Genomic DNA, 5,527 nt, shown 5'->3' with positions numbered 1-5,527 from the left:
AAAACGAACTTAATTTTTTGCTAATTTAGGGTTGACTTTTCATAGCTGGTCTCCTTTTTTACCTGTGATCGTAATGATCAATCATGTAACCAGTCTTATGGATTTTTCTCGAAACACCGCCATTATAGCAACCGCAAAAAATGCTTTCCATCAAAGAAAAATAAAGACTTTGTTAAGCACAGGTAAACTTAACAAAGCCTTTACAGTTCATCAAAGTAGTAAACTTACACAGGCAGATATGCCTTATCGCAGACAGCTCTTCCACTTCTGTCAAGGGCTGCCGAAAATCTGTCATAATCTGAAGCAATCAGCCCCATATAGATCATATCAATGATCATCATCTGAGCTGTTCTGGAAAAAATCGCGTCTCCATAAAAATACTGCTGCTGGCTGGTGCATATCAGAATATCCGCATATTTTGTAATCAGTGAATCTCTGAAATTTGTAATCACAATTGTTGCAGCCCCGCTTTTTTTCGCTTCCTTCATTACATCTACTGTATCTCTGGACCATCCGGAATAAGAAATCCCTACTGCCACATCCTGATCTGTCAAATTTCCGGCGCTGATCCTCTGATGATACTGATCGTCAAAATGCCTGCAGCAAAGTCCCAGATAAAGAAGCTTTGTCAGCAGATCTGAAGCCGCCGCATTGGAGTTTTCCACACTGTATATATCTATGATCCTGGCTTTTCCAAGAGCATCAACTACTTTTTTAAATACACTTACCGGAAAGTTTTTCAGGGTTTCTTCTATCATTTTTCCTGCAGTTACTGCTGCCTTTCCTGGAATATCCTCTAACTTATCTTTTCGGTTCAGCGGATATCCGTACATGGGATGAGCAATCCATTCTTCCTGCTGATCCCGAGCCAGCTGCTCTACAGCCGCATAACGGAATTCTTTATAACCCTGAAATCCCAGAGCCTTTGTCATCCGGATAATCGTCGGCTGGCTGACACCGCTTTTCTGTGCAAGCTTTTCCAAAGGCATTTCCCTGATCTTGTCCAAATGCGCCATAACATAATCTGCAGCCTGTTTTTCCGAAGTCCTCAAATCTCCATACTTTCTTTCAATTAAAAGCCTGATCTCATTTTTCATAGCTGTTCTCCTTGTAGAAATTCTACAGAAAATTTCTTTTTCAGATGAATTTTCACTTTTTCTATTCTAGCAGAAACCAAATAAAAGAATCACACACCACTATGTTAAATGTTTGTAAAAAACAAAGAAGCCTTTCGGCTCCTCTGCTTGATCTATTTTTTATTCATCAAAATTCACTTCAAAAACACCCTCCGGAAGCCGCATGGTCAGCACTCCCAGATTAAACTCATCATCCATGACTGTAATATGATATTCAAAGATCACGTCATCTTCGAACTTGGACAAAAGTACATAGGAACCGTTCTCTTTCCCATCAATCTGATCGCAGATATCCTCATAAACCGCCTCTCCGGAAATCGGTCTTGGATAGCCGGAGCTTTTGATCTTATTTTCAATTGCCTTATATAATTCTTCCATATTAATTATCTCTCCTGTTATAAAATTTCCTGATGCAGCACATTACAAGCTCTTGCCGGATTCGATATTCCGGTTCTCATAAGGACAGCGGTATCTTGGCTTTCCAAGAGATTTTTTCCCATATTCTATAGCTTTTGCCGGACACTGAGTAATACATGCCATGCAGTGGGTACATTTCTTTCCCCATTCCGGCCTGCCCTTTACCAGCCTGATATTGTCCAGCGGACAGACTTTTGCACATTTTCCGCAGCTGATACAGGTGTTATCCACATTAAATTTCCCCGCATGCACAAAAAGTGGATAAAAGATTCCATTGATAGGACCGCTGCACACAGCGCCTGCCATATTCTCCTTTTCAGGTTTCAGTTCTTTCCCTTCGGCAATTCTTTTCGCCGTTTCCTGAAGTTTCTCCTGAGAATCCTGGATGATCCTGCATGCTTCTTCCTCAGAGGGAACCGGGAACATGGCAAGGTAATTTTCCGGCATGATAACCTGGGCGCATCCCATATAAACAAAGTCCTTTTCTCTGCACAGCTTCCTTATATATTTTGGTGCATTTCCAATCCCGTCACCACAGGTCATTACAAAATATGCCTTTAATCCGGAAGAAAAATCCGATTTTCGTATCCACTGCTCCACCAGTCTTGGTATTCTCCATGCATAAGTAGGCACCACAAAAACAGCTGTTTCCAGTTCCCTTCCTGAATAAAATCTATGTGCTTTTATCCTTTCATTTATTGAGCAAATCTGATCTCCTGTTTTCTCACCTATCTGGCTGGCAGCATATGCACTGTTTCCTGTTCCGGAAAAATAAAAGATCACAGCAATTCCCCCTTTTTCAGTTTCTCATCGCGAATCCCCGTTCATTTTCTTCCAGCGGAAGAGCCTTGGTTTCCATATCATCGATGCGGATATACCGATCATTAAAAAGTGCCTGAAGGATCATATCTACCGAAACCTCATCACCCTGAACTTCCGAAGTAACGGAACCGTCAAATTCGTTTTGCACCCACCCGGTAGCATTATATTTCTGTGCCAGATAATACATCTTATAGCGAAATCCCACACCCTGGACATGTCCCTTAAAGCAGAATCTCCTGCGTATTTTTTTATCTGTCACTTTACATTTCTCCCACAGCATTTTTTATATTTTTTTCCGCTTCCACAGGGGCATGGATCATTGGGATAAACTTTTTTATTGCTGCTTACCGGCATATTATTCTGGAACATCCCCGGAAATATCGTCTCGTTTCTTCTGTTTCCTATACCTTCCTCGTCAAGGGTATGTCCACACAATTCCACTTTTCTGGTTGTGTTATATGCCTCCATCAAAAGTTCTGCCATCTCTCTGGCCTGCTTCTGTGTCTCAAAAATAACACCGTTTTTGTTCAGCTGATCCATGGCCTCAGACATAAGTCCGCCTGTATAATAGACTCTGTAAATTTCACAGAGATAGACTTCTGCCAGCTCTGCATCCATCCCAAGTTCCTCTGTCAGAAGACTAAAAATACTTCTGTAAACCGGATCCTGAGAAGGATATCCATAATATGAACAGTCTGCGATCTCTTCCTCAGAAGGAATATAAAACTCTCTGTTTCCCTGACGTTCCAGAAGCATCTGGTAAATTTCTTTTTCTTCCAGCAATCCCCTCAGGCTGATCCTGTCCCCGTCAAGCACGCAGAGGTTTTCCTCTTCCGGAACAGACCGGAACAATTCTGTAAATTCATCGAAGCTTACTCTGCATTCTTTTCTCCTGCGGTACATTCTGTATACCACTCTTGCCGGCGCTGTACCGTAAAGACATTCCACCATAACCAGACATGCCGTCAGCCAGCTTCTTTTTTTCTGGAGCTCGCAAAATTCCGGTGTACAGATCTTATTAAAAACAGCGGAAACTTCTGCCGGGACCTCTGCATATCCGTCATCATAAACTGCAAGATATCCAATATCACTGGCCCATTCCAGATCTGTCCATTCATTTTCCTCCACATAAAAAAGGCCCTTTTTTGTCACTTTCTCAAAAGCCCGGAATTCCCTTTCATTCAGCCTCAGAATCTCTTTTTCCATAACCTCCGGTTTTAAAACTTCCTCTGCAAACCTGGCTGCAAGCTCCGGATTTTTCAGTTCTTCTGCATCGGAAATCCCTATTTCTCCGGCAAGAAAAGCCAGATCCTCTTCGTCGTATGCCTGAAGATACTCTGCAATTTTGGGGTTTCTGCTTCTGGATGAAGTTTTCTTTTCCAGGCTGAACAGCTCCTCCAGACGCTTGTTTATCTTCTCTGTCTCTGACCAGAAAGCATCCTCTGTACCTGTTTTTTCTTTAATAATGCAAGGGCAATGTACTACGTTCTCACCTGTCTCTACAGGAAGCTTTTTTTCCACCTCAGCTCTGTACTCCGGCATCTCCTGTTCTTTGTCCTTTACCCGGAAGGTAAACCATGTCATATTATCCAGAAGACTATTTACAAGTGTGTCAGAGGCACTTGCAGAACCATACTGAGAAGAATCCACCTTGGGTTCACCTTCTTTATATTCTCTGACCTGAACCTTTTCCTGATAAAATTCAAACTCATATTTGTCTGTAAACGTATACTCAAGAATTTCTTCCAGAATCACTGCCATCTGTGCAAAAGTAATATCGGAAGGAACAAGGCACCTCCTCCAAACCGGCGGCTTTGTTCCCTTTCTTATAATTTTAAGCTGATAAAATTCCATGTTTTCTCTCCTGTGTCTGTGTTTCTAGTTATCTTTCTCCTTTTCATTTCTTCTATTCTACTTCATATTGCTCAAACACACAACAGGGTTTTGCAGGATAGAAATAAATGCAAAAAACAGGAGAGTCAGAATTCCAGCACCATTCGACTCTCCTACATTTTTATTTTGCTGTTCTAATGTTTAACATGCATTTCATTCAGCCGGGCTGCATTTTTCCTTTTTCTCCTTAAACGGCTTCAAAAAGATCACCCATCCAAAGATCAGCAGATTCATTACCAGCGCCACAGGAATATCTCCCCAGTGGATCTGCTGATTCTGAAGAACCTCTGCAGAGTATGTTCCTGAAAAAACTACCGCCATATTATTATTCAAAAAATGAATGATCACCGGAACCCAGATATTCTGGGTTTTCATATAAGCATATGCCATAAAAAGCCCCAGAGTAATGCAGGTAACGAACTGGCTTGCCAGAGCCGCCAGTCCCATATCCGGCGTAGTGTAATAGAAAAAGTCAATAGGCAGATGCCATACAGCCCACACACAGCCCAGAAGGATCACACCGCCTTTCAGTCCAAATCTTTTCTGAAGAAGAGGCTGAAGATAATATCTCCATCCGTATTCCTCCCCGAAGAATGCCACTACTGACAGGAAAAAGTTCACCAAAACAGTAAAAAACATGATCCAGGTAGTCGGATTTGCCATTATTTTTCCAAATTCAGAAAGCTGGCCGCCCAGGGCGCTGGCAATGGCAAATCTGAGAAGATATAATCCAATAAACAACAGGATCATAAGAACAGATGTATTCCAATGGCCACTGTTCAGTCCATAGGCTCTGCGCTTTTCTTTACCGGATACCAGAAGAAGAATCCAGAAAATAACGCTGCCGCCTATCATAACGTACTGCAGAATCAGCATCCACTGAGAAAACGGCGTGCCCATCAGATCTATATTTTTCGGATCCAGAACAGAAGCTGCCGTACAGACAACCAGCACCGCCGTAAGTGCCACAAAGAATATGTAAAAAGTCTTTGGAAGATTTTTATCTCCCTTTCTGGTAATTAAATAAGCCAGCATCACACCTGCTGCCGGATACAGCATCTGCGCGTTTGGAAAAGCGCTGAGATCAAGACCTTTTCCATAACCATACCACATCAGAAGTCCCAGCACATAGGTGATTCCATATGCTATGATCACATAGATCAGAAGCTGTTTTTTCTCTGTTTGCGTAAATTTCATAATTCTCCTTGTATGATGTTTATAGAAGCTAAAACATCACCTTTTCCTTTCTTTTAGTAATG

6 protein-coding genes are annotated in these 5,527 nt (G+C 41.9%); all 6 read right to left on the bottom strand.

The genetic code is table 11. The annotated features are described in order from the left end of the window. Window positions 1-224: 224 nt before the first annotated feature. Window positions 225-1,097: a MurR/RpiR family transcriptional regulator gene (locus RDS42_RS11950; RefSeq protein WP_308783861.1), complete on the bottom strand. Its 873-nt coding sequence runs from the start codon at window positions 1,095-1,097 to the stop codon at window positions 225-227. Between the two features lie 159 nt (window positions 1,098-1,256). Further along, window positions 1,257-1,514 carry a hypothetical protein gene (locus RDS42_RS11945; RefSeq protein ID WP_308783860.1) on the bottom strand — a complete coding sequence of 86 codons (258 nt, stop codon included), beginning with the start codon at window positions 1,512-1,514 and terminating at the stop codon, window positions 1,257-1,259. A 42-nt stretch (window positions 1,515-1,556) separates the two neighbouring features. Continuing rightward, window positions 1,557-2,336 carry an EFR1 family ferrodoxin gene (locus tag RDS42_RS11940; protein WP_308783859.1) on the bottom strand — a complete coding sequence of 260 codons (780 nt, stop codon included), beginning with the start codon at window positions 2,334-2,336 and terminating at the stop codon, window positions 1,557-1,559. Window positions 2,337-2,352: 16 nt separating this feature from the next. Further along, window positions 2,353-2,634 (bottom strand): acylphosphatase, encoded by a 282-nt coding sequence (locus tag RDS42_RS11935; RefSeq protein WP_308783858.1) that lies wholly within the window; start codon window positions 2,632-2,634, stop codon window positions 2,353-2,355. Continuing rightward, the gene (locus tag RDS42_RS11930; protein ID WP_308783857.1) at window positions 2,631-4,229 is read right to left on the bottom strand and encodes an SEC-C metal-binding domain-containing protein; all 1,599 of its coding nucleotides are present in this window, start codon (window positions 4,227-4,229) and stop codon (window positions 2,631-2,633) included. The genes RDS42_RS11935 and RDS42_RS11930 overlap by 4 nt, the downstream gene beginning before the upstream one ends. Window positions 4,230-4,421: 192 nt before the next feature. Further along, window positions 4,422-5,465, bottom strand: coding sequence for a CPBP family intramembrane glutamic endopeptidase (locus tag RDS42_RS11925; protein ID WP_308783856.1), 1,044 nt, complete (start codon window positions 5,463-5,465; stop codon window positions 4,422-4,424). Window positions 5,466-5,527: the final 62 nt, after the last annotated feature.

The organism is uncultured Blautia sp., from assembly GCF_902497045.1.
Classification (GTDB): domain Bacteria; phylum Bacillota; class Clostridia; order Lachnospirales; family Lachnospiraceae; genus Blautia_A.
Note: the sequence above shows the minus strand (reverse complement) of the source record. Positions and strands in the feature narration are given on the sequence as shown.

Coding starts and splice junctions, on each gene's coding strand:
- RDS42_RS11950 (WP_308783861.1), bottom strand. CDS start 1,097: ATGAAAAATGAGATCAGGCTTTTAATTGAAAGAAAGTATGGAGATTTG.
- RDS42_RS11945 (WP_308783860.1), bottom strand. CDS start 1,514: ATGGAAGAATTATATAAGGCAATTGAAAATAAGATCAAAAGCTCCGGC.
- RDS42_RS11930 (WP_308783857.1), bottom strand. CDS start 4,229: ATGGAATTTTATCAGCTTAAAATTATAAGAAAGGGAACAAAGCCGCCG.
- RDS42_RS11925 (WP_308783856.1), bottom strand. CDS start 5,465: ATGAAATTTACGCAAACAGAGAAAAAACAGCTTCTGATCTATGTGATC.